The sequence below is a fragment of the Cellvibrio sp. ATLC23 genome, from assembly GCF_057196725.1.
Window position 1 is genome coordinate 1 of sequence record NZ_JBXUOS010000004.1, and the last position, 26,203, is coordinate 26,203.

A 26,203-nucleotide genomic window follows, 5' to 3' on the forward strand; every position below is an offset into this window, starting at 1 on the left:
CGGGAAAAATGAGCGGATTGGAAATAAATCTCAAGAAATGTGGTTTATGCACAGCGCGGGCTAAAAAAACAAAACCCCACTTTTTAGGGTGGGGTTTGTCAGCGATCTGAGATCACAAGATCTCCTTTTTTATTGGTTGTTTACAGTGCGGGTAACTCATCGAGCGTAATAACGTTCGGGTGGTTGTAAACCTTGGTTTTGTGCGCGTTGGTGTTGTAGTGCTCGCCAGTCCAAAAGTTATCTGCGCTGGTTATTCCTGCTGCAGTGTCGCTGTCATTCCAAGTCATAAACCATAGCCACCACGCGCCATCAGTTGCGATTTTATCCGGGTCGGGGATGTAACTATTTTCGCTTAATGCGACCATCTTGGTTTCAAACGGATATTTGCGCGCTTGTGTATAGGTTGCGATTTGCGATTTATAGGTTTTGTTGTCAGTACTGTCATAAATATCGTGGCTGACAATATCTACGTAGTTGTCGCCGGGATACCAAGCGGCGTTCTGCCCATTCCACACCCATAACAAATTGTGTAGACCGTGGTGATTGGTTAATCGGTCATACATGTGTTGCCAAAGTAAAACCTGAGCGAATGCTTGAGGGACCCCATCGGTACGGCTGCGTCCCCACCAAAACCAACCGTTGCCGTTATTGCCTGAGGCTTCGTGTAGTGGGCGCCACAATATGCTTACATTCGCATCATTGAGTTTCTTTAGCTCACTGGCAATTAAATCGATGCCTGCATTAATTTGGGTATAGGCGGCGCTGCCAGTATCCAGCTCACCATCCTTAATAGGTATCTGAAAGTTGGTGTCCTTGGTGTAAAACTGGGCGTTATTAACATTGGCGGTATTCAGTAACGCGGGGTCTCGCCAGTGCCATGCAAATGTAATGAGTCCACCTTTGTTTGCGTAGTCGATGGCCTCTTGGGTTTGTTGTAAGCCCTCCACCCAGCTTGCGGTCATACCGTAATTCATAAAGTCATAGCCCATGATCGCTGGGTATTTACCGGTATCGGCAAAAACACGTCCAGCCATATCAATAGAATCTTTCCAGGTTAAGTCCTGTTGGCCCGATAGTGTTTTTTGCCCCCAAATACTTCTTAAGTAGGTGAAGGTGGCTTGGGTTTTTGCATTTGCATTAGGGTCAATTGGTGCCAAGCGCAGTGCTCCAACAGGAAGGCTGGTGCGGTTTGCAGGGCAGTATGCTTGAGCTATGCAATAGTGGCCGCCCTCAAAACTCCAATTGTCGCTAGCGCTGGTACAAACATTCCACTGCTTACCGTCAATAGTGCATTTGGCAGTTGACGGTAGGCTCGACGAGGATGTCTGGATAGACGAGCTGCTTGAGCTGGATGGTGCGATTGAGCTAGGTGCGGAGCTAGAAATAGGTGTGCTGGATGCCGCTTTGGAAGTGGCTGGCGAAGATGAACTCCCGCCTCCGCCACCGCAAGCAGCCAATAAAAGGGTAATGCAGAGGTGGGTGATACCTGTGGCCAATTTGATCGAATACTTCATTAGGACTCCGGGAGTTATTATCGTTTTGATTTTGGTGATTAATCTGTGTAACCGGTTACAGGCTGCAGTATACAGATGTGCTACGTATTCAGGTAGTCCAAATAGATCATATTTGTAAGTAAAATAAACGCAATGCCGTGTCATTTGGCCTCATGCGCCATCTCATGTAGAATGCGCGCCTCGCTTTTTCTGCCTGTTGCAGGCCTAAACCGGATCAAATTGCGCATCATCATGGAAATTAATCCTTTATTACTTGCCCTTAAAGACCTCGCCGAGCGCACCAATGTGCTTAGGGGGTATCTTTGACTACGATCTCAAAAAAGAGCGTTTAGCCGAAGTTGAACTGGACCTCGGCGAGCCGAATGTTTGGGATAAACCCGAGCGTGCCCAAGCCTTAGGGCGCGAGCGTGCGGCATTGGAGATGGTGGTTAAAACCATCGATGATCTGGACAACGGCGTGCGCGACTCGCGCGAACTGTTGGATATGGCCGTGGAAGAAAAAGACGAATCCATGGTGGCAGATGTTCAAGCTGAACTTGAGCGTTTGGATAAACAGTTGGGCGAGCTCGAATTCCGCCGGATGTTTTCCGGCGAGACCGACGCCAACAATGCCTACCTCGATATTCAATCCGGTTCCGGTGGTACAGAAGCGCAAGACTGGGCGGAAATTGTATTGCGTATGTATTTGCGCTGGGGTGAGGCCAAAGGTTTTAAGGTCACTCTCGAAGAAGTTTCTGCTGGTGATGTGGCTGGTATTAAAAGTGCCACTATCTACTTTGAAGGTGAGTATGCATTCGGTTGGTTGCGCACTGAAACTGGCGTCCATCGCTTGGTGCGGAAATCGCCTTTTGACTCCGGTAATCGTCGCCATACTTCATTCTGTTCGGTATTTGTCTCGCCTGAAATCGATGACAATATTGAAATTGAAATCAATCCGTCAGATTTGCGGATCGACACTTATCGCGCCAGTGGCGCCGGTGGGCAGCACATTAACAAAACTGACTCGGCCGTTCGTATTACGCATATTCCAACCAATATTGTTGTGCAATGTCAGAACGAGCGCTCGCAGCACGCCAACCGCGACAAGGCTTACAAAATGCTGCGTGCGAAAATGTACGAACAGGAAATGCAAAAGCGCAATGCGGATAAGCAAGCGATGGAAGATAATAAATCCGATATTGGATGGGGCAGCCAAATTCGCTCTTATGTATTGGATGATTCACGCATTAAAGATTTGCGTACCGGTGCGCAGACCTCCAACACTCAGGCAGTGTTAGATGGCGATCTCGACCAATTTATTGTCGAAAGTTTAAAAGCAGGTCTGTAATTTTTTCAGATCTAACCCTACATTTTTAATTCAACTTCAGTGAAGACTATGAGCAACGAAACCCAATTAGCACAAACAGAAGCACAGGATGAAAATAAACTCATTGCCGAGCGTCGCCAGAAATTGGCTGCGATTCGCGAGAAGGGCAATGCCTTCCCCAATGATTTCCGTCGCGCTGATAAAAGTGTTGATTTGCAGGCGCAATTTGGCGAAAAAACCAAAGAAGAATTAGAAGCGCTGAATCAGGTGGTGAGTGTTGCTGGCCGTATTATGGCAAAACGTGGCCCATTTATGGTGCTGCAAGATGGCGATGGTTCAATCCAATTGTATGCCGATAAAGCGGCGCAAGAAGTTATTAAAGATAAGTGGGGTCTGTGGGATATAGGCGATATAGTCGGCGTTAAAGGCGCATTGCACAAATCGGGCAAAGGCGATTTGTATGTGAATTTGGAAGAGTATCAATTGCTGACCAAAGCATTGCGCCCGCTGCCGGATAAATACCACGGCCTGAGCGATCAGGAAATTCGTTATCGCCAACGCTATGTTGATTTAATTGTAAATCCGGAAGTGCGCGACACTTTCCGTTTGCGCTCACAGTGCATCAGTTTTATTCGCAACTACATGAGTGGCTGCGGATTTATGGAAGTAGAAACTCCCATGTTGCATGTAATTCCTGGTGGCGCTTCAGCCAAGCCATTTATCACTCATCACAATGCGCTGGATATGGATATGTTTTTACGTATTGCGCCGGAACTCTACTTGAAGCGTTTGGTGGTTGGCGGTTTTGAACGCGTATTTGAAATCAACCGCAACTTCCGTAACGAGGGTGTATCCACTCGTCACAATCCAGAATTCACTATGATGGAATTCTATCAAGCCTATGCCGATTACAAAGATCTGATGGATTTGACTGAAGATTTGTTGCGTAAGTTGTGCATCGAAGTGACTGGTGGCACTAATTTGAAATACCAAACCAGCGAATACGATTTTGGTAAACCATTTGCTCGTATGTCGGTGTTTGATTCGGTTTTGCACTATAACCCGCAAATTACACGCGAGCAGTTAAGCACCATTGAAGGTGCAACTAAAGCTGCAAAAGATTTGGGTATTCAAATTAAAGATTCCTACGGTCTGGGCAAAATCCATATCGAAATTTTTGAAGAAACGGTTGAGCACAAGTTGGATCAACCAACCTTTATCACCGAATATCCAATTGAAGTGTCACCTTTGGCGCGTCGTAATGATGAAAACCCGGCAGTAACTGACCGATTTGAGTTCTTTATCGGCGGGCGCGAATTGGCGAATGGTTTCTCTGAGTTAAATGATGCAGAAGACCAAGCTGAGCGTTTCATGCAACAAGTGCGTGAAAAAGACGCCGGTGATGATGAAGCCATGCATTACGACGCCGACTTTGTGCGCGCGTTGGAATACGGTTTGCCACCAACGGCAGGTGAAGGGATTGGTATCGACCGCTTGATTATGTTGTTTGCCAATGCACCGTCGATCCGCGATGTATTGTTATTCCCCCATATGCGCCCTGAGTAAGTTAACAGCCTTGAGGATAATATCTTCAGGCCTTAACTGACCCGCCAAAAAAAGCGAGCCTCAATTCAGGCTCGCTTTTTTATTGGTGATGACGTAGAAGGGAATAATTGTAGCAACTATTAATTTACAGATTTTTACCGTGCATCACTTTTTAAATTTTTCGGCGCGTGTTTTTTTGCGTTTATTCCAATTGTGATTCACATGCCAGCGCCAATAAAATTGCATGCCGAAGTAGCCTAAGCCACCCAATACTAATCCCATAATTACCGAACCCATTAAAAATGGAGGAGCCAGTCGCTCTAGCTCATTCATAATCCATGACCAGGACAATTCAAATTTAAACGCTTCTTCAGGTATGCCAAGAATCAGGCATCCAATTTTGTAGGCTATAAAAAAGAAAAATGGAATGGTCAGTGGGTTGGTAATCCACACTAGCGCAACGGTAATCGGCAGGTTGCAGCGAAAATACAAAGCTGCCAAAGCGGCAACGGCCATCTGTCCCGGTAACGGAAACGCAAACGCCAAAAAGGTGCCCCAAAAAAAAGCAACAGAGACGGAGTGGCGGTTTAAGTGAAATAGGTTGGGGTCATGCAGCAAATCCCCCAAAAAGTGCAGGGCGGGATTGCTTTTGATCGCAGCTGGTGAAGGGAAAAATCGTTTGAGTAGATTGCGCGCCATGCTTAAACCAGAGTACTCCAAAAATGAACCGGCATTATGCCTTTAAATTGTCTTGAACACTATGAGATCAGCTATCTTGGTGAACAAGTTCGAGCCTTGTTTACCGTCGCAGGATGCCATAAGCTGCCGGACAGCCGGATGATAGGGAGGTGTACTTCGAAGTCATTTCGGAATAACAGTTGGCAAAAAGGAATATCGCCATGCCTTTCGCATTATTGTTGTTTTCTCTCGGTGTGATTGCCGTCAGCTTTTTTCCTCGGTTACCTCCCTTGTGGAGCCTGTATTTTGTATTTCCTCTGTTAATTTTATCTTGGCGATGGCGCTGTATCCGCTATTGGCTTGCCCTGTCTTGCGGTCTGGCTTGGGGGGTCTATGCCGGGCAAAGTTTGCTCGCCATGCAGTTGGATGACCGCTTGGCTGGTAAAGACCTGATTGTTACAGGCCAGATTCAGGGGTTACCGAAACAAAATAATCGCCTTTTGCGTTTTAATCTTCGCGTTACCTCGGTGACTACCGCTACAGGGCAAGAAATCCTGCCGGAAAAATTCCCCTCCAAATTGCAATTGAGTTGGTATCAGTACCAGCGCAACGGGGCGATGCTCGAGCTTCCGCAGTTGGTAATTGGCGATCAATGGCAATTGCGGGTGCGGCTCAAACGGCCGCGCGGTTTTGTCAATCCGGCGGGGTTTGATTATCAAGCGTGGCTGTTGCGCCAAGGTGTAGGGGCGACTGGTTATGTCGTTGAAGGGCGTGATAATCAACTGCTCAAGTCAGCGATAAAATCATTTTGGTTTGATGATTGGATCAACTTGCAGCGCCATAAGTTGCAGCAGTGGGTGGTGGCGCACAGTGAAAGTAGCGAGCGCGGCATTTTAATTGCTCTGTTGATTGGCGATTCTGCGTTGGTAGATAAAAACCAATGGCTACGCATGCAGCAAACAGGTACCAGTCATCTCATTGCTATCTCGGGTTTGCATGTTGGTTTTCTAGCAATGTTTGGATTCTATCTTGGTCTCTTGCTAGGCAAAGGTGTACAGCTTATTTGGCATCGCTGCCCCGCATTAATGATCGCCTGGTGTTTTGCGATTGTCAGTGCAAGCTATTATGCGGCGCTCGCCGGTTTTAATATCCCCACGGTCCGCACGCTGATTATGTTAGTCGTGTTTTATTTGGCGTGTTTATGGCGGCGCAGTATTCATGTTATCGATATTTTTTGTATTGCCCTTGCGCTGATTGTTGTGCTTGATCCGCTTGCTGCGTTGGATATGGGCTTTTGGTTATCCTTTGGTGCGGTTGCGCTCTTGTTGATCGGCTTCTCCGGGCGCTTCGTGGCTAAAAAGACCGTCGAACCTTGGTCGGGCTTTAGTGCACTTAACTTGTTGACCGGATTTGTTCGCTCACAATGGGTCATGTTTGTTGGTTTGTTGCTGCCCTTGAGTTTATTGGTGAGTACCGTTTCTTTGGTCGCCCCGATTGCCAATGGCATCGCGATTCCGTTGATCACCTTCTTAGTCGTGCCGTTGTTATTGATTAGCGCTGCTGTTCGCGATTTATTAGGTGGCACTAGCGATTTTTTATTGCAGGGCGCAGGCTGGTTGATGGAGTTGTTAAAAGTATTTTTAGACGGACTGCTCGCATTGGGTGGTTATTGGTCAAGCCCGGTTGTGGCATTTAATCCAGCTTTTGCCCTATTGATCGCAATGAGTTGCTGCGTGTTGTTGTTGCCCAAAGGTTTATTTCCCCATGCGTTGGGGTGGGGTGGGTTACTGTTAGGGGCAGGGTTAAATTTTTTTATCGCTCCGCCCAATCAGCCCGATCTAACATTGACCGTATTGGATGTGGGGCAGGGTACTGCGGTGGTTGTGCGAGTAGCGGAGCAAACTCTGGTGTACGATACCGGCCCCAAGTTCACCGATAATTTTGACGCGGGCAGCGGCATAGTAGCGCCTTATTTATACGCGCAGGGAATTCACCATGTCGAGCAATTGGTAGTTAGCCATGGCGATATGGATCACGCAGGTGGTTTGATCGGTTTGTTGGAAAAAGTTTCCGTCGATCAGCTATTAGCCGGTGAGCCAACGAAAATTCCGCAAGCCGCAAAGAATATCGCCGAGCCACAAAATTGCCATCAGACTCCTGCATGGTATTGGCAGTCAGTGCGTTTTGAGTTTTTATCATTTGTGCAGCTTGCGCGCGCCAGTGCGAATAATCGCTCCTGTGTATTGCTGATTAGTTATGGTGAGCAGCATATTTTATTGCCCGGTGATATTGAAACCTCGGTAGAAAATCAATTGCTCTATACACAACAATTGCCACAAAAACTGCAGTTGTTATTGGCGGCGCATCATGGGAGCCGTACATCCTCTGGTGTCGGTTTTGTGAATAAAATGCAGCCGGAAATAGTCGTTTATTCCGCCGGCTATCGCAGCCAGCATGGTCATCCTCATCCGCAAGTTCGCCAGCGTTACCAGTCTGTCGGCAGTCGTGAAATGAATACGGCAGAATCAGGAGCGTTAGTATTTGAGTGGGATCAACATCAATTGCAGCAAGTGTACGAGTATCGCCAAGCGCGGCGACGCTATTGGTTTGATTGAGTATTAATCTGCCCGCACATGCAACTTCTTCACACATTTGCAGACAAAGCAAACTGCCCCATGGCAATCCCGGGCTCTTGTGGTAAGGTACGCCACAAAATAAAGCCGTAAGCTCAACTGATGTGCACAATAAGAGGAAGCTATCTGTGTTCGAGATTTTTTTAGCTGGTGGTATTTTGATGTGGCCGATTCTGGCCTGTTCATTGTTAGTAATTGCGATCAGTGTTGAACGTTATTGGACGCTAAATCCAGCCAAAATAGCCCCTAAAACGTTGCTGGCCCAAGTGTGGAGCTGGATTAAAAATAATCAGCTTGATGCGACCAAACTGCGTGAATTAAAACAATCTTCTTCACTGGGGCAAATTCTTGCGGCGGGTTTGAGCAACTCTAAACATGGTCGCGAAGTCATGAAAGATTCGGTGCAAGAGGCAGCGAGTCAGGTGATTCATGAGCTTGAGCGTTATGTAAACATTTTAGGTACCATCGCAAATATAGCGCCGCTGCTCGGCTTGTTGGGCACAGTCTTTGGGATGATTCAGGTATTTAATTCGATTATGGTTCAAGGCACTGGCAATACCGGTGTGTTGGCGGGCGGTATTTCAGTTGCGTTGTACACCACCGCAGCGGGTTTGATTGTGGCAATTCCCGCGATGATCGCCCATCGGTTTTTCCAGCGCCGTATTGATTCGATTGTGGTCACCATGGAAGAAGAGGCGATCAAGTTGGTAGATGCTTTACACAGCGACCGTCGTGTCGATGTAAAACTGGTTTAAGGCGCGGGGTCGCAACGTGAAATTTCGCCGCCAAAGAACGGAAGATGAAGGGGTCAACCTTACGCCACTGATTGATGTGGTGTTTCTGTTGCTGATCTTTTTTATGGTGTCTACTACTTTCACCAAAGAGACCCATTTAAGTGTGGACTTGCCCGAAGCGGTGGGTGAGCAGAGTAGCGACTTGCCGGATCAAATTGAAATTTTAATCAGTACCGATGGCAGTTATGCGGTGAACGGTCAGGCACTGGTTAATAGCAAAATCGAAACCTTGAAGTCAGCTTTGAACAAAATGGCTGAGGGGAATAATAAGGTGCCTCTCGTTATTACGGCCGATGCCAAAACACCCCATCAGTCAGTGGTGCAGGCAATGGATGCGGCGGGGCAATTAGGTTTTGCTCATTTGAGCATTACCACCCGTCAACCTGAGCCTGAAAAAGACTAGCGAGTCGGTTACAATCTCCCAGCTTCGCGACCTGAAGGACTTTTGTATCCTGGATGCAAAAGTCCTTTTTGTTTTTCAGGGTCACTATTTGGGTAGATCATTACTGTTCTATTTTGGATAGGCCGCTATTGCAACATGGTATCTGCTATTGAGCTCTCCCGATAAACAAGCGCCTGTTACTTCGGTATCGGCACACTCACAAAGCCCTTGGTTGGCAGCATGGTACGGTAAACGTCGCTGGACTTTGCTGCTAATGCCACTGCTAGTTATTTTCGTTTTGCTGGCAAATTTGCGTCGCTGCTGGTTTGAACGTTACACACAAAAACGTTTGGTTACTCCCGTTATTGTGGTCGGTAATGTTTCGGTGGGTGGTACCGGTAAAACCCCTTTACTGATTGCGTTGGTGAAATGGTTGCAGCAGCAGGGTTTTAATCCCGGTGTTATCAGCCGCGGTTATGGCGGCAAGGCCAGTCATTACCCCTATCTGTTGAATGCACAAAGCACTGCCGCCGAAGCCGGCGATGAGCCAGTTACCATCTACCAACAAACCAGCTGTGCCGTTTGTGTAGGGCCGGATCGTGTTGCGGCGGCCAGACGATTGGAAGACGAAAACTGCGATATCTTATTAAGTGATGATGGTCTACAGCATTATCGCTTAGGGCGAGATATTGAAATCGCCGTGGTCGATGGCCAGCGTGGTTTGGGCAATGGTTGGCGTTTACCGGTTGGCCCTTTGCGCGAACCTAAGTCACGTCTTAAAACGGTTGATTGGGTTGTGGTCAACTCACCAACCGATGATTTTGTATTGCCGGGCTTGGTGGATCTATTTTATGTGCCTATGCGGATTTGCGTGCAGGACTTCATAAATCTCAAGTCCGGTGAAAAAGTAACTCTTAACGAATTGAGTTCGGTGCAGGTTAATGCAGTCGCCGGTATCGGTAATCCGCAGCGCTTCCACAACACCCTAACGGAGTTAGGTTTAACGGCAGAGCTGCATAGCTTTCCCGATCATCATATTTATAGTGAACAGGATTTTCAGTTCGCCAATCATTTGCCACTAGTGATGACGGAAAAAGACGCCGTAAAATGCCGCGATTTTGCCCAGCCTAATTGGTTTTATCTGCCGATTACCGCCAGTCTGCCGGATAGTTTCTGGCAGGCGCTGCAGCAAAAGCTCGAGCGAATCTATATGCAGAAAAAATCCATTTTTAAATCAAAATAGAATTTATTGACGGAATACCATCATGAGTTTTTATGTCGTTATCCCTGCGCGTTATGCCTCTACCCGGTTGCCAGCAAAACCATTAAAAGAGATTGCAGGCAAACCAATGATTCAGCACGTTTATGAGCGCGCTTGTGAAAGTGATGCGGCACAGGTCATTATCGCCACTGACGATACACGTATCGAAGCGGCGGCGTTGGCATTTGGTGCGCGAGTGTGTATGACCTCGGCGGCGCATAATTCAGGTACCGATCGTTTGCAAGAAGTGGTTGCGCAGTTAGGTTTGAGTGCAAGCGATATTGTGGTCAATGTACAGGGTGATGAGCCTTTAATTCCGCCCGCCGTGATTAATCAAGTGGCTGCCAATCTCGCTGCAAATGATTACGCGAGTGTTGCAACATTAAGCGAGCCTATTCACAGTTTTGAAGATTTCCGCAACCCGAATATCGTTAAAGTAGTTGCCGACCAGCAGGGCAAAGCGCTGTATTTTAGCCGTGCGCCTATCCCCTGGCCGCGCGATCATTTTGCAAAAGAGAATGCCAATAATTTGCCGGAAAATTTTCCGGCGCAGCGCCACATTGGTATTTATGCCTACCGTGTGGCATTGCTGGACCGTTTTATTACCTGGCCGCAAGCGCAACTTGAGCAAATCGAATCCCTTGAGCAATTGCGGGTGTTGGCCAATGGCGAGGCAATTCATATCGCGGAAGCCTGCGCTGCGGTGCCCGGTGGTGTCGATACCGAAGCAGATTTATTGCGCGTGAAAGCGATTTTGGAAACGCAAGGTTAAAATCCTTATGACTAAAGTACTGTTTGTTTGTCTGGGCAATATTTGCCGCTCACCAACCGCCGACGGCATTTTTCGTGAATTGCTTGCGCGCGAAAAGTTGGAACATAAAATTCAGGTGGATTCAGCGGGCACCGGCGACTGGCATATTGGCAAAGCGCCAGATGCCCGCACAGTGGCCGCAGCACGTCAGCGCGGTTATGACTTGTCGGTGCTGCGCGCGCGTCAAGTCAGTGCTAATGATTTTGCTGAGTTTGATTATATCCTTGCGATGGATAAATCCAATTTAATGGATTTGCAGCGCATGAAACCATCGACCTACACCGGCCATTTGGGTTTGTTTTTGGGGTTTGGTGAACGCGCTGATTATCGTGAAGTGCCGGATCCTTATTATGGTGGCAATGATGGTTTTGAGTTGGTGCTGGATTTGGTCGAAGGCGCCGCACTGGGCCTGCTTAACCATATTCGCAGCAACTCATTTCGTTAATGATCACACACTACAAAACGCCAATTAATTAAGCGATTCTTTACCAAGTAATTCTTTATCAAGTAATTCTTTAATTAGGTAACTGGCTGTGCCACTTTTTTTACCACATTTTAATTTACAGAAATTCAACACGCTCGCTGTACCTGCGCTGGCGCAGTTTTTTGTTAGTGTGAAAAACGATGATGAATTGTGCGAAGCGCTCGCGTTTGCGCGTACTGAAAATTTACCCTTACTGCTACTAGGTGGCGGCAGCAATATTGTTCTGCGCGATGACTTTCCTGGTCTGGTAGTGCATATAAAATCCCAGGGTAGGGCGGTGGTTGCTGAAAATGATGAGTATGTTTGGTTGAAGGTGGCGGCCGGTGAAAACTGGCATCAATTGGTGGAGTATTCACTCGATAATGCGCTCTATGGATTGGAAAACTTATCGTTGATTCCCGGTAGTGTCGGCGCCGCACCCATCCAAAATATTGGTGCTTATGGGGTTGAAGTTAAAGAATTAGTCGCTGAACTATCTGCTTTAAATATTCGCTCGGGCTTATCGGTAACCTTCACCAATGAAAGCTGCCACTTCGCCTATCGCGATAGTATCTTTAAACAGGCCTTGAAAGATCAGTATGTCATCACCTCGGTAACGTTTCGGCTGTATAAGAAGCCACGCCTGAATCTGACTTATCCTGCTTTGCGAGCTGTATTTAATGATATGGTTGAGGCCGATATTAGCCCGCAACAAGTCAGTGCTGCAGTTATAGAGATTCGTCAATCCAAACTACCTGACCCAGCGACAATTCCAAATGTAGGTAGCTTTTTTAAGAACCCAGTCGTTACACACACACAGTTTAATAATTTGAAAGCGCGCCACCCTGATATTGTTGCCTATCCAGTTTCGGAAAGTCAGATAAAACTGGCGGCAGGTTGGCTGATTGATAAGGCGGGTTGGCGGGGCAAAGAAGTCGGCGGCGCAGTCGTTCATCAACAGCAAGCGCTTGTGCTCACAAATCCCCTTAAGGCGTCAGGTATGGCGGTGCTGGAATTGGCTGAGTTGATTAAACAATCGGTGTTTGAGCAATTTGGCGTGATGCTGGAAATGGAGCCTCGCACCTATCCATAGATGCCTTTAGTTCATAACTCCGCTCAAAAAGTAGGCTGGTGGTAATGGGTGTTAATTCTAAAAAGGTAATAAAAACAGACTGATAATCGATTATTGGCATTTAAGGGTGTCTAAACGGCGCATTAAATAGTGGTAGTTTGCTTGCAGTCTCACTACAATCATTAAAAATGTGCCAGAGATTTTTATGGCAGTTATAACAACAATGTTTTGTATCCGGTTTCGGATTGGGGGCTAGTTTGACAAAGATTCTCGTAGTCGATGATCACGATCTAGTTCGCATGGGAATAGTGCGTATGCTAGCCGACATAGACGGCTATCAGGTGGTTGGGGACGCCAAGAGTGGCGAAGAGGCAGTAACAAAGGCGCGTATTTTAAAGCCCGATGTTGTGCTGATGGACGTAAAAATGCCCGGTATGGGCGGCCTTGAAGCGACGAAGAAATTGCTGACGGTAAACCCGGTGCTCAAAATTATTGCAGTTACTGCGTGCGATGATGATCTGTACCCAACACGGCTGATGCAAGCTGGAGCAGTAGGTTACGTTACTAAAGGTGCCGAATTCACCGAGATTACCGATGCGATCGATAAAGTGATTCGTGGTGATTTGTACATGAGTAACAGTATTGCCCAGCAGCTTGCACTCAGAACCTTTTCAGGTGGTAATAATCAGGAATCACCGTTTGAGAAGTTATCCCAGCGAGAGTTACAGACAGCCATGCTGATTGCCAATGGCCAAAAAGTAAACGATATAGCCAATACGTTTTGTGTAAGCCCCAAGACGGTGAACTCCTATCGTTATCGCATTTTTGAAAAATTGGATATAAACAGCGATGTTGAATTAACCCTGCTAGCGGTAAAGCATAATCTTCTTGATCCGGAAGCCGTTGTATAGACAACGGCTTTTGTCTTATCTACACAGACTTGTTTTCTGATGACGCACAACAGCGCTGATCTGTTTGATCATTCCCGTTTTCTCTCCAATACCACCCAGCAGCCGGGCATCTATCAAATGTTTGGTGCTGACGGTGCGATTTTGTATGTCGGCAAAGCCAAAAATTTAAAGGCGCGGTTGTCGAGTTATTTTCGCAAAACTGGTTTAACGCCAAAGACACAAGCGTTGGTGAGCCGAATTGCGCGAGTCGAAGTCACGGTTACCGCCAGTGAAACGGAAGCACTGATTCTTGAGCAGAACCTGATTAAATCTAATCGTCCACCCTACAATATTTTGCTGCGTGACGATAAATCCTACCCCTACATTTTTATTTCCAGCGGCGAAGATTACCCGCGTATTTCATTTCATCGCGGCGCCAAGAAAAAGCGCGGTGATTATTTTGGCCCATTTCCCAATGTGGGTGCAGTAAAAGAAAGCCTGCATTTTTTGCAAAAAACCTTCCGTGTGCGCCAGTGTGAAGACAGTGTATTTAAAAACCGCACTCGTCCCTGCCTGCAATACCAAATCAAACGCTGCACGGCGCCCTGTGTAGAATTTATTTCCCCTGCTGATTACAAAACTGATGTGTATCACACCAGTCTCTTTCTCACGGGCAATGCTGATAAGTTATTAGGTGAACTGGCAGATAAGATGGATGTTGCTGCGCAGGAGTTAGCCTTTGAAAAAGCAGCGGCCTATCGCGATCAGATTACCGCGCTGCGCACTGTACAAACCCAGCAGGTCATTGAAGAAGGTAATGGCGATATCGATGTGATCGCCGCCGAGATGCGCGCATCTGTAACTTGCGTGCATGTGTTATTTATTCGCCAGGGGCGAATTTTAGGTAGCCGTAGTTTTTATCCATCGGCAACCCTGGCGGAAACACCGGCAGAAATTCTCGCCGAATTTATTCCGCAATTTTATCTCGCCAATACTGGCCGTGAAATTCCGCGTGAACTTATTGTCGGCAGCCAGCTTGAAGAGGTTGAGCTGCTCAGTGCTGCGTTGCAGCAAGCCGTAGGGCGGCAAGTGCTAATTAATCATCAGGTGCGAAGCCATCGTGCCCAATGGTTACAAATGGCAGCAACGGCCGCCCAGCAAAACTTAATTGCCCATATCAATAACAAAAAGAATTCGCTTGATCGTTTTGTCGCATTACAAGACGCGCTTAATTTAGATGAAACACCCCAACGGATGGAATGTTTTGATATCAGCCACAGCAGCGGTGAATTGACGGTCGCCAGTTGTGTGGTATTTGATACTAATGGTCCGCTGAAGTCCGATTATCGCCGCTTCAATATTGACGGCATTACACCCGGCGACGATTACGCCGCAATGGAGCAAGCGCTTACGCGGCGCTATACACGCTTGCAAAATGGCGAAGGTAAATTGCCAGACATTCTACTGATCGATGGTGGCAAGGGACAGCTGGGGAAGGCCAAAGAAGTGCTTGCAGAATTGGGTGTGCAAAACGTCCTATTGATCGGTGTGGCTAAAGGCTCAACCCGGAAGGCAGGTTTTGAAACCCTGTTTGATGGCGAGACAGGGGCAGAAATTGTCTTGCCCGGCGATTCACCTGCATTGCATCTGATACAGCACATTCGCGATGAATCACATCGCTTTGCTATCACCGGCCACAAGCAGCGGCGCGATAAAAAACGCAAAACTTCAACTCTGGAGGATGTTCCCGGTATTGGTGCTAATCGCCGCCGCGAGTTGCTGCGGCATTTTGGTGGATTGCAGGAAGTGCAAAATGCCAGCATCAATGATTTGGCCCGCGTAAATGGTATTAGTCAGCGGCTCGCAGAAGAGATCTACGCCTTTTTCCACAATGATTAAGAGCCGCTCACCTATACTTCAAATGTTTCAGTAATATAACCAAAAGGTGTTAATGACCTCCTGCTGGTGTATTATCGCGGCCGAATGTAGAACGCTTTTCTGGAATCACTTTATGAACCTTGCCAACCAACTGACCTTGATGCGGATCTTTTTGATCCCGCTCTTCGTGGTGGTCTTTTACTTACCCTTTGGCTGGGCTTATATAGTCTCTTCATTAATTTTCAGTGTTGCTGCCATTACCGATTGGGCTGATGGCTATGTCGCGCGTAAATATAATCAGAGCACGCCGTTTGGCGCTTTTCTTGATCCGGTTGCTGACAAATTAATGGTGGCGATTGCATTATTGCTGCTAGTCACTCTGCATCATGATTCAGCTTGGTTTGTTGTCGCTGCTGCAGTGATCGTGGGGCGTGAAATTGTTATCTCTGCACTGCGTGAATGGATGGCCGAAGTGGGGCAGCGCGCAAGTGTTGCTGTTTCCAGTATTGGCAAGATTAAAACCACACTGCAAATGACCGCCATTATTGTGCTGCTGGCTAATATCCCAGTACTGCTGCCGATAGGTTTTATCGCTTTGGCCGGTGCTGCAGCATTAACACTTTGGTCGATGGTGCTCTATTTACGCGCTGCCTGGCCTTATTTGTTGCCCGCATCGCCAGATAAATAACGACTTTTTGATCGACCTGCGCAGCATTTAAACAACTGTCAAAAAACCTTTTGACTTCATCGATAAAAGACTAGGATTTTCAAAATGAGTCCGCTAGAATTGCGGCCTCTCGAAATGGCGCGATAGCAAAGCGGTTATGCGTCGGATTGCAAATCCGTTGAGCCCGGTTCGACTCCGGGTCGCGCCTCCATTTTTCTTTTACTTACCGAAGTAAAAGCACTCTGCCCGAGTGGTGAAATCGGTAGACACAACAGATTTAAAATCTGTCGATCTTTTGGTCGTGCCGGTTCAAGTCCGGCCTCGGGCACCATATCCAAGTTTAATGAAATCCAAGAACGTTCAAAAACCCGCAGAAATGCGGGTTTTTTTATGGTTTTCACTCCAGCACAGTCCAGCCAGAACCATTGCTAGCCAACAGATTTGTTGGTACTTTCGTTGGTATCGTCAATTCAATTTAGGTTGATACCAACAATGGCCAGCCAAAAGCTAACCGATGCAACAGCCAAGCAAGCCTCAGCTAAAGACAAGGACTACAAGCTCAGTGATGGGGGAGGGCTCTATTTGTTGGTTAAAACCAATGGCTCAAAGTGTTGGCGTTATGCGTACCGTTTTGATGGAAAGCAAAAGACTTTGGCCCTGGGAATTTATCCGGCCGTAACACTCAAAAACGCGCGAGATGCCATGGCAAAGGCGAAGGAAATATTGAGCACAGGTACAGACCCGGGAAGGGCGAAACAAGAACAAAAACGTAAGTCGATTCTAATTAATGCAAATCAATTTTCGGTGCTCGCGGTGGAGTGGTGGGAGCATCAAAAAGGAACTTGGACAGAAGGGCACGCTAGTCGGATTTTAGGGCGACTTGAGATGGATGTTTTCCCTTATCTTGGAAATAGGGCGATCACCGATATTTCCCCGCAAGATGTAATTGCTGTTGTGCGCCGCATTGAGTCTCGCGATGCACTCGATGTTGCTTCCCGCGTATTACAAGACATTCGTCGAGTATGCCGTTACGCGGTCCAAACGGGTCGCCTAACGCATAACCCCGCGATTGAGCTTGCAGACATTCTTAAAGGCCGCAAAGAAGAGCACCGGCCGTCATTGCCGCGCGAAGAGCTGCCCGCGTTTTTGCGCGATCTGGAAACCTACGACATGCGCGGCCGCTTGATAACAAAGCTAGCTATTAAATTGCTTTTGCTCACGTTTGTTCGTTCGGGCGAATTGCGCGGCGCCCGGTGGGAAGAATTTAACCTCGAAGAAAAACTATGGCGCATACCGGCGCACAGAATGAAGATGAAAACGGAACACTTGGTGCCCCTGTCTAAGCAGGCCATCCATGTGCTTGAACAGATTCGCCCCATTAGTGGCCAATATGATTTGGTGTTTCCATCCGAGCGCGAGCGCACTGACTGCATGAGCGATGCAACTTTGCTGCGCGCAATTTACCGCCTTGGTTATGACGGTAAAACAGCAGGCAAAACCCACTGTGTACCGCATGGGTTTCGCGCGACCGCCAGTTCAATTTTAAATGAGCAAGGCTTCAACCCCGATGCCATAGAGCGCCAACTCGCTCACCTAGAACGCAACAGCGTGCGCGCCGCTTACACACACCACGCGCGCTATTTGGATGACAGAGCCAAGATGATGCAATGGTGGGCTGATTACATAGACGCACAGCGCGCACAGGGCATTAATGGCAATGTGATTGCACTGAAAATTAGGGGACAATAAAAAATGCCAAGAAAAAAAATAACAATAGGTCATTCGTCAAAAAATGGTCAAAAGGCAGTTTTTGATAGGCTTTTTTATGGAGAAATCACTAGGGAAGATCAAGCCAAAATTCTTTCCGTTAAACAAGAAACGGATATTGAGTTTCACCCGCCGCGAGACAGGGACTTCGAAAAAACAGCCTACACCGTAGCGGCAATACTTAGCGGTGATTCAAGTGAGCTTGACTTGATCCACCGGCAGGAGAGGAAGGAATTTGCAGCAAATTTAGAAAAACTTTACCTGCTTATGGATCATTATGGAATAGGCCGCGCTGATCCGGTTAATTTCGCCCTATTGTCTATCGAGCTTGCTAGAGAATCATTCCCTCCAATCAAATCAAAAGGAAGAAAGCAAAAGTGGAGTAAGCAAATCGAAGCCACTTTAGTAGTTGATATGGAAAATATTATTGCTAAAAAAAAGTCAATTTCTAATGCAGCCAATATCCTCGCAAAGAATTCTATCTGGTCATATTTCATTGAATCGAAGTCGGACAACATAGATTCAGAATCCTTGGCAAAAACCATAAGAACAGAATATTCAAAAATTAGAAAGAAACCCCACATTAAAGAATCACGCAAGCCGCTGGATCAAATGACCCAATCAGAATTTGAGGCGCACAGAAAAAAGGTTGTGAGAAAACCCCCGACCTTTTAATTCACAACTATTTACGCCATTGTAAATGTGAATTAAATAACAGCGATTTTTTCACAATTAGCATGAGAGCTCCCAACAAGATCAAAGGAGTTTCACCATGCACAACAACGCTTTAAACAACCTTTCCCAGTCTGCATACATTCGGCTTCCCGAAATTCTCAACCTATTACCAATCGGCCGCTCAACTTGGTGGCAATGGGTAGCCACAGGCAAAGCACCAAAAGGAATCAAGTTGGGCGCAAAAACAACAGCATGGAAGCTATCAGACATTCAAAAACTATTGGATGACCTGAGCAAAGACGGGAGCCAACAATAATGAAAAAAAATGGCACCCCGAAAGGCACCACTCAAAAAGACAAAGACATACTACAAGAATTAATCAACGCGAGCCAAGGCACCAACTATTCAAAATGGCTGCGCGTGGTTTGGTGCAACCAAGGAATTTTAACCAATCAGCTTTCAGAGCATGGACTGCAATCAAACAACCATCACAACGCCGATCAAAAACTTAACCCGTGTATTGAACCGTTAGGCTGGCAAATTGTGAAGCGGGTAAAAACCAAACCCAATGAATCATGGGCATGGTTTATTCAACCAATTGATAACAAACCCGCCGCGCAACTCGCCTTTAATTTAAGTGATGAGGTGGCGCAATGAATCACTACTTGATTGAAGTAATCGTAACAACGCGGCACTGCATTACCGTTACCGCCGATGATGAACACGAAGCACAGAAACTGGCTGAATTGCAAAAAGGCGAGCATGGGCAACAGAGCGTCCCTGAATTCACCTACAAGCGCCCCAAGTTGTTAGGGAGCATGGATGGCTAGAAGCTACAGCAAAGCGAAGGGGCGTAGCTCTACGCCCCGCTACGCCTCCATTCCTCACCGTGTACTGGATTGCACTGACTACCTGTCGTTGTCGCCGGTAGATAAAACAGTGTTGATGGCGCTTTGTAGACAGTTCAATGGGCACAACAACGGCGACCTTTCTTTGACTCACGAAAGGGCGAAAGTGTGGGGCATAGGCAGTAAATCTACTTTGGCAAAAGCGCTTAGAGTCTTGATAGAAAAAAATTTAATTACTAGAACACGCGACCCTTTACGCGATAGAGAAAACCCTCGCGGACAATGCAGCCTTTACGCGCTTACATGGATGCCAATTGATGAGTGCAAGGGCAAGCTGGATGTGTCACCGACTACTACACCAGTGAGAAATTTTGCGTTATTAACTGTTAGTTAGTTCGATTTTTTCAGTGTAAAAATATGTACCGATTCAGTACAGCTTTTGTTCCGAGTCGGTACGGGTGATGTACCGTTGGTCATTTTATCGGTACAGCAAATGTACCTGTATCAAGATATTCGGTGTTCTATCGGTACACCGGCTGTACACCTTAATAATTACCATAGGTAAGGAATAAGATATTCACGTTTGCTTATTGCATGCAGGGGGGGAAGGCATCACAAGCTAATAATTTAAATACAAAATTTACCTATGACACTGAGGCAAATAAGGGGGGTGGCAGCTTGAAAAGATTGGGGCAGAAATGCGTAAACCAAAGAACCATTGAAATGCTGAAAAAATTAATCTTGATGAATAGCCCGCGCACGCCTAGCTATGAACAAATCGCTATGCAATTAAATATTCTTGGTTACAGTACAAGTCGCGGAAACCCTTGGACACCCAAGCGGCTATTCAGAATGTTACAACGCAACGATGTAAGAGGGATTCATGGGCTATGCGCCTCCATGAAAGCCCAAGGCTCTACCCTTATTACCCGTGATTAACGGGAAAAATACGGGCAATAAGGGTATTTGGGGGAATATTGCACCCCCCCCTAAAACCTTACAAAACCTAACATCCAATCGAGGTGCAAATTGCTATGACCCGCACAGAGCAGCGCAAAAATAATCGCGCCGTGATCAAACGTGTGAACCTGATTCAAGGTAGACGCCGCTGGCGCACACCCAGTTACAAATTGATAGTGTCTGTACTCAATGCCGAAGGCTACACCACCACACGCGGCAATCCGTGGACACCGCGCCGGCTATTTCGCATGCTTCAACGCAAACGTATTCGCGGGCTGTGGGGGTTACACCAAAAGCAAACAGCACTAGCGGCAAAAAAAGCCAATTAAAAAGGGTATTACTGCACCCCCTAAAAAAGGGCGTTATCGGACATATTTTAAAAGGGTATTTTCCGACATCTACGCGCGAGCAAAAAAGGGGTATCCAGTTTTGGAACGACCCCCACTAGGGCAATCAAAATCCATCACCATTGGCGGGCAGGGGTAAGTCAATCGCGGGGATTTTTCGTTTCAAGTACCGGCGGGGTAGCTCTAATTTAATGCTAATTAACTTCAACTGAAAAAAGCCAAACTATTTTCGATACCAACAAATGTGCGGTTATCGTTGAGTTGTTCAGGGGGTAGCGTTGGAAAAAGTTGGTATCGACGTTGGTATCACCTTTTTAATTAATGGTTTTAAGCTAATAGTATCAGTGTCTTACGTTAACTTTACTTGTCCGGCCTCGGCACCATATCAAAGTTCTGAAAAACTTCAGGACAATTAAAACCTGCTCTGCAATGAAAGTAGAGCGGGTTTTTTTATGTTTTTTTATTGGTTCTCCATAAAAATGCCATTGCGCACTATCGATAAATGCAGTGAATAGTTTGTCGCTGTTGTTTTCGTCTCCCCCTTAAAAATACTTTCCCCCCCTCGCTATTACGCTAATCCGTTTGACCCAAAATTCTAAACCGATATTCAGATGTGCTCGGTCTACATCAGTGGTTGAATGTATTTTGGTTTTTCCTCGTTTCGCAATTTGCAACGCAAAATGCGTGGCACTTTGTGATTTTCTTGTTTTTGGCTTAGTTAGTTATTTGGCTAAGTTACTAAAATTCATACAAAAAATCTTAGTGATGACTGATGGCGCATAATTTGCCTTTACTTAAGTATGCAGTAAATCAGTTAGCGGTAGGCGGATCAGGATCATGAGTGCGCAAGTGGATCTTTTGGAGCAAGTCGATGTTTTAGCGACGGTGCAGTGCGTGGTTGCACATTTTGCAACGCGTGCTCCTGCTCATGTTGAGTGGCTGTTACATAATCATACCGGACACGCCAACATTACTTATGAAGGCGCTGCAGCTGATTTAGTTGAGCCGTTATTGGCTCAATTACTTACTTTATTGCCGCAAGTTGTTGGGCAAATTATGTTGAATATTCGGATGAAGGCTGGCGTATTAGTGCTGGTGTTGTCTTGTGATGAGCAGGCAGGGCTTGAAATCCTATTGCCGGACACTTGTGTTTTGGATCGGCCGCTGGTGGAGGAAACAGAAGCGGTAGATGTTCGCTCCAAGGCGGTAACATTGGTGGTTTGCTCGGACGATATTTATTTACAGCGTCAAGTGTGTGCATTGGAGTCACGATTCAATATGCGTTGTGTTGTTGAATACGATTGTAATGTGCCTGCTACACTCAAACCTGATCAGTTGCGTTTAGTGGATCAGCGCGAACGAAATAACTTATCACCTGGTGGCGATAATTCTGAAATTGTTGTTTATCTCTTAACTGCATTATTAGAGTCTGAGTCAGTAGCTGAGACTACCCAGTCGCCAAGTGAAAATAGTTTATTTTGGCCCTTTTTTGACACGGACTTACAGCTTCTGTTGATGCATATGAGGGCACCGATGATCACTCAGGAAAATCCCCAATCACCTGCTTCTACTGAAATTGAGCCTTTCGATCTATCGATTTTGGTTGCCGATGATAGCCTGCCTAGTCAAATTGCCACACGGGTTATGTTGGAGCAGCTCGGTTGCGAAGTAACCTGCGCGAATGATGGTGAGCGCGCTCTGCAGCTGGCGCAAGAAGCTGCGTTTGATGTCTTGCTACTTGATGAACGTATGCCCGGTTTATTGGGCAGCGAGGTTGCCAGCATCTTGCATTCCGGTGACTCACCTAACAGAAACACTCCCAAAATTTCGCTTACCGGACTGACCGAGCCTGATGCCATTAGAGCATTGTTTGCGGCGGGTATTACCCATTATTTGGAGAAGCCGGTGAGCAAAGCCGCCCTGAAAAGTGTGTTAACTCAATTGCGCTCAATAACTGAGTGATATCTACTTTGGAGAAACCTATGCAGCCGTTAGCAGATAAAGCATTAATTCTTATTGGTTTTCAAAATGATTATTTCTCGCCCGATGGCATTCTCCACAAGGTGATAGAAGAGTCATCGCGGGTAACCGGCGTGGTGGAGAATACCGTGAATTTGTTGCGTAAAGCCGGGTCGGAATTTGGTTTGGTAGTGAATACACCCATTCACTTTACCGAGGATTACTCTGAGTTAAAAAAACCCATAGGCATACTCAAGGTTATTGCCGATGTGGGGGCTTTTAAAGAGGGCTCCTATGGTGCGGAAATTATCAATGAACTGACTGAGTTCGATGATTTTGTAAAAGTGATTCCCGGTAAGCGGGGCCTTAATGCATTCACCAACACCCAGTTGGCTCACAGTCTGCGTGAGGCTGGTATTAAAGAGTTGGTGATTGCCGGTACCGTGACCTCGATTTGCATTGACTCTACCGCACGCTCGGCGATTGATATGGGGTTTCAAGTCAGTGTTCTATCCGATTGCACTTCCAGTCGCACTACCTTTGAGCAGGATTTTTATTGTCAGGAAGTGTTTCCTCTCTACGCTCAAGTGATTCGCTCCCAGGAACTTATAGCGCCGCAGTAAGCTGCAGGCAAAAGGTGACTCTGTGTCAGATGATAGCCATAGCTCCACTAATCCCAGTGACGATTCCAGCGATGAATTGCAGGTGCAAATTCAGTACGCGCTGGTCGAGCGCTTAACCAGTAGTCAGCGTCGTCAGGCAAAATTACTGGAGCTATTGGATGAGTGTATTTTTGAGTGCGACGAACAGTTTAATTTGAGTTACGTCAATCTCGCTTGGGAGCGCCAGCTGGGTTATGCCCCCGAGGCACTCTTGGGCGTTTCACTCTGTGATTTTCTCGCCGAGGCTAAAAGCTCCGCCGAATTTGAAGAGTGTCTTGCCGAATTACAGGCCGGGCGCTCGGTAGAGTTGGAGTTGTTGGATTCTCAACAGCGACGCCATTGGTTTGAACTGCGCTTAACTGCCAATGATCAGGACGGCTATATCGGCTCCTTGTTTAATATTCAGCAACATAAGGACATGGAGGTACAGCTTAAAGAGCAGCAAGAATATGCCCACAGGCTGGCGTTGGTTGCCAGTCATACCAATAACATGGTGGTGATTACCGACCGCAAGGGCAGGATTGAATGGGTCAACCAAAGTTTTGAAACCCGCACCGGTTACTCCACTGCTGAGGTCATCGGGCGTCAGCCAGGTGCTTTTTTGCAGGGGCCGGATACCGATCAGGACACGGTTGAAAAAATGTCGGTGGCGATTCGCCAAGGTCGGGCATTTCAAGTAGAGATACTTAACTACGATCGATCCGGCAAGCCTTATTGGGTGGCAATAGATGTTTCACCTGTACTGGACGAAACCGGTAATGCGATACGTTTTATCGCGATTGAAACCGATATTACCCAGCGAGTTTTGGCCGAGCAAGCCGTTGCAGAAAGCGAATACAACTATCGCTCAGTAGTTGATCACATCCCCGATGTAGTGCTGCGCATGCTGCCCCATGGCGAACTGGTGTTTATTAATCAAGCCTGGCGACGTATGGTCGGCGCGGATGAAGATAGCTGTATGGGGGCTTGCATTACCGACTTTATGGATGCTGCTGATAGCGCCGAAGTGGAGCGGGCACTGGCCGAGTATCGCGGTGGCCGCCGCTCCAGCATGCGTTTGGACCTGCGCATGGCACACAGGGCTGGCAACCACACCTGGGTAGAAATGACCATGACGCCTGTTCTTGGCGGTGCGCGTGGAGCACTTACCGCCATAGCTGCCACCCTGGTGGATGTAGACGAGCGGGTGTCTACCGCCATCGCCTTGAAACAAGCCAAGTTACACGCTGAATCCCTCGCGTTGGCCAAAAGTCGCTTTATGGCCAATATCAGCCATGAAATACGCACGCCTTTAAATGCAGTCCTGGGTGCCGCCGATATATTGCGCGATACCGGCCTCAATCGCGAGCAGCTGCGTTTTACCGACATGATCAAAACCAGTGGCGACGCGCTGCTGAGTATCCTCGACGATGTGTTGACCTATTCCCGCTTTGAGGCGGGCGGTATAACCATTGAACAAAATCATTTTCATCTGGATGCCTGTCTGGAGGAGGCGATTGATATAGTCTCTGATGATGCCGTGCACAAAGGGCTGGCTTTGATTTTGGACATAGCACCCGATGTTCCGCTGGAGGTGATTGGCGATAAGGTGCGCCTGCGGCAGGTGATGATCAATTTGCTCACCAACGCGATTAAGTTTACCCCCCAAGGACAAATACTGGCGCGCGCGCGCACTTTGGTGCGGGCACCTAGCGTCGCTGCGCATTCTGCAGATTATTATGTGGAAATAAATGTGGAGGATACCGGCATAGGCATAGCCGCCGATAAATGCGAGCAGATGTTTCAGCCCTTTATCCAATCTGATACTTCAACCACGCGCGAGTTTGGCGGCAGCGGTTTAGGCTTGGCAATTTGTCGGCAGATTTGTGATGCGGCGGGGGGTAGTATTCAGGTGGAGTCAGAACCAGGTGTAGGCACGCGTTTCACCGTAGTTTTACCCTTGTCATTACCGCCTCAGCAGAATATTTCTGCACTGCCGCTATTGGCGCCAGAGCTGCAACCGGTGATCTGGGTATTGGGCGCGCGTAGCGCGTTGAATGAAGCCCTGGTGCATATGCTGGCGCGCTACAACTTGAGCTGTAAGGTATTTACCCGGGTTGATCAATTACCAGAGGTCAGTGCCAAACCCTTTGATGTATTAATTGCTACTGACCCGGCCGACGTCGCCCTGTGCCGCGCCTATATCAAACCTTTTACAGTGCCAGACAAAACCCCCTGTATCCTTACCCTCGACTTATGTGGACGCGGTCGCTTACAGCAAACCGGGCAGGAGTCGGAGCTGTTGTTGAATGGCCCCTTTAAACTGTCGCATTTTTTACGCGGCTTGGAAGCGATGGAGGATCTGCTTGTCGATGTTCAGCTGTATCACCCTCTGGTGCTAGATGCGCGCAATAAAGCCGTCACCCCTCACTCTGGTTACTTGGGTAATTGCGTGCTGGTGGTGGAAGACAACAAGCACAATCAGGTGATAGCGACCCAGTTTTTACAGCAGCGCGGCTGCCGGGTGGTAGTGGCAGAAGATGGGGCCATGGCGCTTAAGGTACTGCGCAATCAAAAAGTCGATTTGATATTGATGGATATTCAAATGCCGGTGATGGATGGCCTCACCGCGACCCAGCATATTCGCGCCAGCGTCGATGATTTCGCGCAGATACCGATTATCGCCGCAACCGCCAATGCAATTCACGGTGATCGCGAACGTTTTTTAGCGGCGGGCATGAACGACTACCTCACTAAGCCTATTGCGCGCAGTGAACTTAATCGCCTGCTGGATTTATATTTGCAACCTGAGCTGCCCAAGCTTGACGGTGAGACTTTGCTTGTGGAGGAACTGCCTGATACCGGGCCCAGTAAGTATGAGCGGCTGCGCTTGGCTCACACTCAGCTTCAGGCGTTTATTAAAAATTGATTTGTTTAGTAGTGTCGTTTGTAAAACCCCGCACAATAACTGGTTGTTATCGGTCAGTGGAGTCCGTTGCGGACTCACACTGAATGACTTTGCGTAGCGAGCGCCGACAGTCCCAGTTTTCGCATTCTTTTCAGTCTTTTCATTTCGCTTTGCAAATTGCAAATCCTTTTGCCAAAACTCTTC

Annotated in this window: 25 protein-coding genes and 2 tRNA genes; 25 read left to right on the plus strand and 2 right to left on the minus strand. The window is 47.4% G+C overall.

The window, feature by feature from the left end:
- Window positions 1-140 precede the first annotated feature (140 nt).
- Window positions 141-1,514, minus strand: a complete 1,374-nt coding sequence (locus AC2CG4_RS07745) for a glycosyl hydrolase (RefSeq protein ID WP_484485712.1) — start codon at window positions 1,512-1,514, stop codon at window positions 141-143.
- 231 nt (window positions 1,515-1,745) lie between these two features.
- Between AC2CG4_RS07745 and prfB the strand changes: the two genes are divergently transcribed.
- Window positions 1,746-2,841, plus strand: a protein-coding gene (gene prfB / locus AC2CG4_RS07750) for a peptide chain release factor 2 (protein WP_484485713.1) whose coding sequence is annotated in 2 segments (ribosomal slippage) — window positions 1,746-1,817 and window positions 1,819-2,841 — 1,095 coding nt in all. Because the reading frame shifts where the segments join, the coding sequence is not laid out codon by codon here.
- A gap of 48 nt (window positions 2,842-2,889) precedes the next feature.
- Window positions 2,890-4,386, plus strand: a complete 1,497-nt coding sequence (gene lysS, locus AC2CG4_RS07755) for a lysine--tRNA ligase (RefSeq protein WP_484485714.1) — start codon at window positions 2,890-2,892, stop codon at window positions 4,384-4,386.
- Between the two features lie 144 nt (window positions 4,387-4,530).
- On the opposite strand, the gene AC2CG4_RS07760 is transcribed toward lysS, so the two are convergent.
- Complete coding sequence (locus tag AC2CG4_RS07760; RefSeq protein WP_484485715.1) at window positions 4,531-5,064, minus strand: DUF2062 domain-containing protein; 534 nt, start codon at window positions 5,062-5,064, stop codon at window positions 4,531-4,533.
- Between the two features lie 200 nt (window positions 5,065-5,264).
- Here AC2CG4_RS07760 and AC2CG4_RS07765 point away from each other — a divergent pair, with 200 nt between their 5' ends.
- The 23 genes from AC2CG4_RS07765 to AC2CG4_RS07875 all read left to right on the plus strand — a co-directional run bounded on the left by AC2CG4_RS07765 (window position 5,265) and on the right by AC2CG4_RS07875 (window position 26,020).
- Window positions 5,265-7,658, plus strand: coding sequence for a DNA internalization-related competence protein ComEC/Rec2 (locus AC2CG4_RS07765; RefSeq protein ID WP_484485716.1), 2,394 nt, complete (start codon window positions 5,265-5,267; stop codon window positions 7,656-7,658).
- A gap of 146 nt (window positions 7,659-7,804) precedes the next feature.
- On the plus strand, window positions 7,805-8,431 hold the full coding sequence (locus tag AC2CG4_RS07770; protein WP_062065599.1) for a MotA/TolQ/ExbB proton channel family protein: 627 nt from the start codon (window positions 7,805-7,807) through the stop codon (window positions 8,429-8,431).
- A gap of 16 nt (window positions 8,432-8,447) precedes the next feature.
- Window positions 8,448-8,873 carry an ExbD/TolR family protein gene (locus tag AC2CG4_RS07775; RefSeq protein ID WP_484485717.1) on the plus strand — a complete coding sequence of 142 codons (426 nt, stop codon included), beginning with the start codon at window positions 8,448-8,450 and terminating at the stop codon, window positions 8,871-8,873.
- A gap of 148 nt (window positions 8,874-9,021) precedes the next feature.
- Window positions 9,022-10,095 carry a tetraacyldisaccharide 4'-kinase gene (lpxK, locus tag AC2CG4_RS07780; protein ID WP_484485718.1) on the plus strand — a complete coding sequence of 358 codons (1,074 nt, stop codon included), beginning with the start codon at window positions 9,022-9,024 and terminating at the stop codon, window positions 10,093-10,095.
- Window positions 10,096-10,117: 22 nt separating this feature from the next.
- The gene (gene kdsB / locus AC2CG4_RS07785; RefSeq protein ID WP_062065604.1) at window positions 10,118-10,885 is read left to right on the plus strand and encodes a 3-deoxy-manno-octulosonate cytidylyltransferase; all 768 of its coding nucleotides are present in this window, start codon (window positions 10,118-10,120) and stop codon (window positions 10,883-10,885) included.
- Window positions 10,886-10,892: 7 nt separating this feature from the next.
- Window positions 10,893-11,369 (plus strand): low molecular weight protein-tyrosine-phosphatase, encoded by a 477-nt coding sequence (locus AC2CG4_RS07790; RefSeq protein ID WP_484485719.1) that lies wholly within the window; start codon window positions 10,893-10,895, stop codon window positions 11,367-11,369.
- Window positions 11,370-11,457: 88 nt separating this feature from the next.
- A complete protein-coding gene (gene murB, locus AC2CG4_RS07795; RefSeq protein WP_484485720.1) occupies window positions 11,458-12,480 on the plus strand; it encodes a UDP-N-acetylmuramate dehydrogenase in 1,023 nt (340 codons plus the stop codon).
- A gap of 236 nt (window positions 12,481-12,716) precedes the next feature.
- On the plus strand, window positions 12,717-13,370 hold the full coding sequence (locus AC2CG4_RS07800; RefSeq protein WP_062065613.1) for a response regulator: 654 nt from the start codon (window positions 12,717-12,719) through the stop codon (window positions 13,368-13,370).
- A gap of 39 nt (window positions 13,371-13,409) precedes the next feature.
- Window positions 13,410-15,248 (plus strand): excinuclease ABC subunit UvrC, encoded by a 1,839-nt coding sequence (gene uvrC / locus AC2CG4_RS07805; RefSeq protein ID WP_484485721.1) that lies wholly within the window; start codon window positions 13,410-13,412, stop codon window positions 15,246-15,248.
- 112 nt (window positions 15,249-15,360) lie between these two features.
- Window positions 15,361-15,915, plus strand: coding sequence for a CDP-diacylglycerol--glycerol-3-phosphate 3-phosphatidyltransferase (gene pgsA, locus AC2CG4_RS07810; RefSeq protein WP_062065619.1), 555 nt, complete (start codon window positions 15,361-15,363; stop codon window positions 15,913-15,915).
- Between the two features lie 116 nt (window positions 15,916-16,031).
- A tRNA-Cys gene (locus AC2CG4_RS07815) sits at window positions 16,032-16,105 on the plus strand.
- Between the two features lie 33 nt (window positions 16,106-16,138).
- Window positions 16,139-16,225 (plus strand) — tRNA-Leu (locus tag AC2CG4_RS07820).
- Between the two features lie 161 nt (window positions 16,226-16,386).
- The gene (locus AC2CG4_RS07825; protein WP_484485722.1) at window positions 16,387-17,643 is read left to right on the plus strand and encodes a tyrosine-type recombinase/integrase; all 1,257 of its coding nucleotides are present in this window, start codon (window positions 16,387-16,389) and stop codon (window positions 17,641-17,643) included.
- Between the two features lie 3 nt (window positions 17,644-17,646).
- Window positions 17,647-18,336, plus strand: a complete 690-nt coding sequence (locus tag AC2CG4_RS07830; protein WP_484485723.1) for a hypothetical protein — start codon at window positions 17,647-17,649, stop codon at window positions 18,334-18,336.
- 97 nt (window positions 18,337-18,433) lie between these two features.
- A complete protein-coding gene (locus tag AC2CG4_RS07835) occupies window positions 18,434-18,652 on the plus strand; it encodes a helix-turn-helix transcriptional regulator (protein ID WP_484485724.1) in 219 nt (72 codons plus the stop codon).
- Window positions 18,652-18,993, plus strand: coding sequence for a hypothetical protein (locus tag AC2CG4_RS07840; protein ID WP_484485725.1), 342 nt, complete (start codon window positions 18,652-18,654; stop codon window positions 18,991-18,993). Before AC2CG4_RS07835 ends, AC2CG4_RS07840 begins: the two co-directional genes overlap by 1 nt.
- Complete coding sequence (locus AC2CG4_RS07845) at window positions 18,990-19,166, plus strand: hypothetical protein (protein ID WP_484485726.1); 177 nt, start codon at window positions 18,990-18,992, stop codon at window positions 19,164-19,166. The genes AC2CG4_RS07840 and AC2CG4_RS07845 overlap by 4 nt, the downstream gene beginning before the upstream one ends.
- Complete coding sequence (locus AC2CG4_RS07850; RefSeq protein WP_484485727.1) at window positions 19,159-19,578, plus strand: MarR family transcriptional regulator; 420 nt, start codon at window positions 19,159-19,161, stop codon at window positions 19,576-19,578. The genes AC2CG4_RS07845 and AC2CG4_RS07850 overlap by 8 nt, the downstream gene beginning before the upstream one ends.
- A 329-nt stretch (window positions 19,579-19,907) precedes the next feature.
- Window positions 19,908-20,123 (plus strand): recombinase family protein, encoded by a 216-nt coding sequence (locus tag AC2CG4_RS07855; protein WP_484485728.1) that lies wholly within the window; start codon window positions 19,908-19,910, stop codon window positions 20,121-20,123.
- A gap of 95 nt (window positions 20,124-20,218) precedes the next feature.
- A complete protein-coding gene (locus AC2CG4_RS07860) occupies window positions 20,219-20,473 on the plus strand; it encodes a recombinase family protein (RefSeq protein ID WP_484485729.1) in 255 nt (84 codons plus the stop codon).
- A gap of 855 nt (window positions 20,474-21,328) precedes the next feature.
- Window positions 21,329-22,453 (plus strand): response regulator, encoded by a 1,125-nt coding sequence (locus tag AC2CG4_RS07865; RefSeq protein ID WP_484485730.1) that lies wholly within the window; start codon window positions 21,329-21,331, stop codon window positions 22,451-22,453.
- 20 nt (window positions 22,454-22,473) lie between these two features.
- A complete protein-coding gene (locus tag AC2CG4_RS07870) occupies window positions 22,474-23,073 on the plus strand; it encodes a cysteine hydrolase family protein (protein ID WP_484485731.1) in 600 nt (199 codons plus the stop codon).
- Between the two features lie 22 nt (window positions 23,074-23,095).
- Window positions 23,096-26,020, plus strand: a complete 2,925-nt coding sequence (locus AC2CG4_RS07875; protein ID WP_484485732.1) for a PAS domain-containing protein — start codon at window positions 23,096-23,098, stop codon at window positions 26,018-26,020.
- Window positions 26,021-26,203 lie beyond the last annotated feature (183 nt).

What these genes read in the sequence shown, in the direction of transcription:
- AC2CG4_RS07745 (WP_484485712.1), bottom strand. Translation starts at nt 1,514, where the DNA reads ATGAAGTATTCGATCAAATTGGCCACAGGTATCACCCACCTCTGCATT.
- lysS (WP_484485714.1), top strand. Translation starts at nt 2,890, where the DNA reads ATGAGCAACGAAACCCAATTAGCACAAACAGAAGCACAGGATGAAAAT.
- AC2CG4_RS07760 (WP_484485715.1), bottom strand. Translation starts at nt 5,064, where the DNA reads ATGGCGCGCAATCTACTCAAACGATTTTTCCCTTCACCAGCTGCGATC.
- AC2CG4_RS07765 (WP_484485716.1), top strand. Translation starts at nt 5,265, where the DNA reads ATGCCTTTCGCATTATTGTTGTTTTCTCTCGGTGTGATTGCCGTCAGC.
- kdsB (WP_062065604.1), top strand. Translation starts at nt 10,118, where the DNA reads ATGAGTTTTTATGTCGTTATCCCTGCGCGTTATGCCTCTACCCGGTTG.
- AC2CG4_RS07790 (WP_484485719.1), top strand. Translation starts at nt 10,893, where the DNA reads ATGACTAAAGTACTGTTTGTTTGTCTGGGCAATATTTGCCGCTCACCA.
- uvrC (WP_484485721.1), top strand. Translation starts at nt 13,410, where the DNA reads ATGACGCACAACAGCGCTGATCTGTTTGATCATTCCCGTTTTCTCTCC.
- pgsA (WP_062065619.1), top strand. Translation starts at nt 15,361, where the DNA reads ATGAACCTTGCCAACCAACTGACCTTGATGCGGATCTTTTTGATCCCG.
- AC2CG4_RS07825 (WP_484485722.1), top strand. Translation starts at nt 16,387, where the DNA reads ATGGCCAGCCAAAAGCTAACCGATGCAACAGCCAAGCAAGCCTCAGCT.
- AC2CG4_RS07830 (WP_484485723.1), top strand. Translation starts at nt 17,647, where the DNA reads ATGCCAAGAAAAAAAATAACAATAGGTCATTCGTCAAAAAATGGTCAA.
- AC2CG4_RS07835 (WP_484485724.1), top strand. Translation starts at nt 18,434, where the DNA reads ATGCACAACAACGCTTTAAACAACCTTTCCCAGTCTGCATACATTCGG.
- AC2CG4_RS07840 (WP_484485725.1), top strand. Translation starts at nt 18,652, where the DNA reads ATGAAAAAAAATGGCACCCCGAAAGGCACCACTCAAAAAGACAAAGAC.
- AC2CG4_RS07845 (WP_484485726.1), top strand. Translation starts at nt 18,990, where the DNA reads ATGAATCACTACTTGATTGAAGTAATCGTAACAACGCGGCACTGCATT.
- AC2CG4_RS07850 (WP_484485727.1), top strand. Translation starts at nt 19,159, where the DNA reads ATGGCTAGAAGCTACAGCAAAGCGAAGGGGCGTAGCTCTACGCCCCGC.
- AC2CG4_RS07855 (WP_484485728.1), top strand. Translation starts at nt 19,908, where the DNA reads ATGCTGAAAAAATTAATCTTGATGAATAGCCCGCGCACGCCTAGCTAT.
- AC2CG4_RS07860 (WP_484485729.1), top strand. Translation starts at nt 20,219, where the DNA reads ATGACCCGCACAGAGCAGCGCAAAAATAATCGCGCCGTGATCAAACGT.
- AC2CG4_RS07865 (WP_484485730.1), top strand. Translation starts at nt 21,329, where the DNA reads ATGAGTGCGCAAGTGGATCTTTTGGAGCAAGTCGATGTTTTAGCGACG.
- AC2CG4_RS07870 (WP_484485731.1), top strand. Translation starts at nt 22,474, where the DNA reads ATGCAGCCGTTAGCAGATAAAGCATTAATTCTTATTGGTTTTCAAAAT.